Source organism: Streptomyces sp. AC550_RSS872 (assembly GCF_019049285.1).
In the GTDB taxonomy this organism is placed as follows: Bacteria; Actinomycetota; Actinomycetes; order Streptomycetales; family Streptomycetaceae; genus Streptomyces.
The window spans coordinates 87,935-90,325 of the sequence record NZ_JAGMUL010000121.1 but is presented as its reverse complement, the minus strand read 5'-3'; the positions used below and the strand labels follow the sequence as shown (position 1 = coordinate 90,325).

Sequence of the window (2,391 nt, the reverse complement as noted above, 5' to 3'; positions counted from 1 at the left end):
CCGCGCACCCCGCGCGAGGAAATCCTCTGCAACCTCTACGCCGACGTGCTCGATGTCCCGCAGGTGACCATCGACGACGACTTCTTCCGCCTCGGCGGCCACTCCCTCCTCGCCACCCGCCTCGTCAGCCGCATCCGCACCACACTCAACACCGAACTCCCCATCCGACAGCTCTTCCAGACCCCCACCATCGCCGCCCTCACCACCGCCCTGGACGGGGCACACGACGCCCGCACCCCCCTAACCCCCCGTAAGCGGCCCGAACACATCCCCCTCTCCTACGCCCAACAACGCCTGTGGTTCCTCCACCAACTCGAAGGACCCACCCCCACCTACAACATCCCCACCGCACTCCGCCTCACCGGCACCCTCAACCACCACGCCCTCACCCACGCACTCCACGACCTCACCACCCGCCACGAAACCCTCCGCACCCTCTACCGACAAGAAGACGGACACGACGCACACCAGCACGTACTCCCAGCCGACCAGGCACAACCCGAATGCACCATCATCGACCTTGACCACCCTCAGGACGACCTGCAGACAGAACTCACGAAGGCGGCTCGCTACAGCTTCGACCTGACCACCGAACTCCCGGTCCGCACATGGCTGTTCCGCCTCGCCGAGGACGAGCACGTACTCCTGCTCCTCCTGCACCACATCGCATGCGACGGCTGGTCCATGGGCCCCCTCGCCCACGACCTCACCACCGCCTACACCGCACGCGTCCAAGGCCAAGCCCCAACCTGGCAACCGCTACCAATCCAGTACGCCGACTACACCCTCTGGCAACACGAACTGCTCGGCGAGGAAACCGACCCCCACTCCCCCGCGGCACAGCAGCTCACCTACTGGACCGAAGCGCTCGCCGGACTACCGGAGAAGCTCGAACTCCCCACCGACCGACCCCACCCCGCCACCGCCTCCTACACCGGTGGCCGCGTCCCTGTCACCATCCCGGCCACGCTGCACGGTCGCGTGGCCGACGTCGCCCAGAACACGCACACCAGCGTCTTCATGGTGCTCCAGGCCGCCCTGGCCGCCCTCCTCACCCGCCTCGGCGCGGGCACGGACATCCCCATCGGCACGGATATCGCCGGTCGCACCGACGACGCCACCGACGACCTCGTCGGCTTCTTCATCAACACCCTCGTCCTGCGCACCGACACCAGCGGACAGCCCACCTTCCGCGAACTCCTCGACCGCGTCCGCGAAACCAACCTCGACGCCTACGCCCACCAGGACCTCCCCTTCGAACGCCTCGTCGAACACCTCAACCCCACCCGCACCCTCGCCCACCACCCCCTCTTCCAGGTCATGCTCACCCTCAACAACATCGGACACGACGCACTGGGCTCCGTAACCAAGCTGCCTGGGCTCGGCATCGAGGGCGAGCCGGTCAGTGCTCGCATGGCCAAGTTCGACTTGTCCTTCTCGTTCCGCGAGTCCCGTGACCCGCAGGGCACGCCCGACGGGATCCACGGTTCCCTGGAATTCGCCGCCGACATCTTCGAGCCCACGAGCGCCCAGGCCATCGCGGACCGTCTGGTGCGGCTGCTGGACGCCGTGATCGCCGATCCTGACCGGCCGGTGGACCGGGCCGAGATACTCGACCCGGCCGAACGGAACGAGCTCGTAAACTTGCGCAACGACACGGCCGTTGACTATCCGTCCGAGTCGAGCGTGCACGCCCTGTTCGAGGAACAGGCAGCCCGGACCCCTGAGGCCATCGCGATCGTCGCCGGAGACAAGGAGCTGACCTACCGGCAGCTCAACGCCCAGGCGAACCGCCTCGCCCACCAGCTGCTCCAACTCGGCCTGCCACCCGAGGGCAAGATCGCAGTCCTCCAGAACCGCTCGATCGACCTGGTCGTCTCAAGCCTGGCCATCCTCAAGGCAGGCGGCGCCTACGTACCACTGGACCCCAACCAGCCCGCCGCCCGCTCCACATGGATCCTGCAAGATACCGCCGCCCAGGCCCTGCTCACCGACCGACCGGAGAAACACTTCGGCTTCTCCGTCGACATCCCCGTCCTGCAAGTGAGCCACAACGCCCAGTCGCCGTGGGAAAACCAGCCCGAGACCAATCCGGCGGTACGGACTGACTCCGAGCAGCTGGTCTACGTCATGTACACCTCCGGGTCGACCGGCACACCCAAGGGCGTCGCCAACACCCACCACAACGTCGTCCACCTCGCCGCCGACCACTACTGGCAGACCGGCAACCACGACCGCGTCCTGATGCACTCCCCCTACGCCTTCGACGCCTCCACCTTCGAAATCTGGACCCCTCTCCTCACCGGCGGCCGCGTCGTGGTCGCCCCACCGGGCCACCTCGCCCCCACCGACTTCGCCGACACCATCTCCGAGCAGGGTGTGACCGCGCTG

General features: G+C 67.3%; 1 protein-coding gene. It reads left to right on the top strand.

Annotated features, from left to right (window positions below; genetic code table 11):
• A partial coding sequence (locus KUM44_RS34715; protein ID WP_217213731.1) for a condensation domain-containing protein occupies positions 1 to 2,391 on the top strand: 2,391 nt, incomplete at both ends.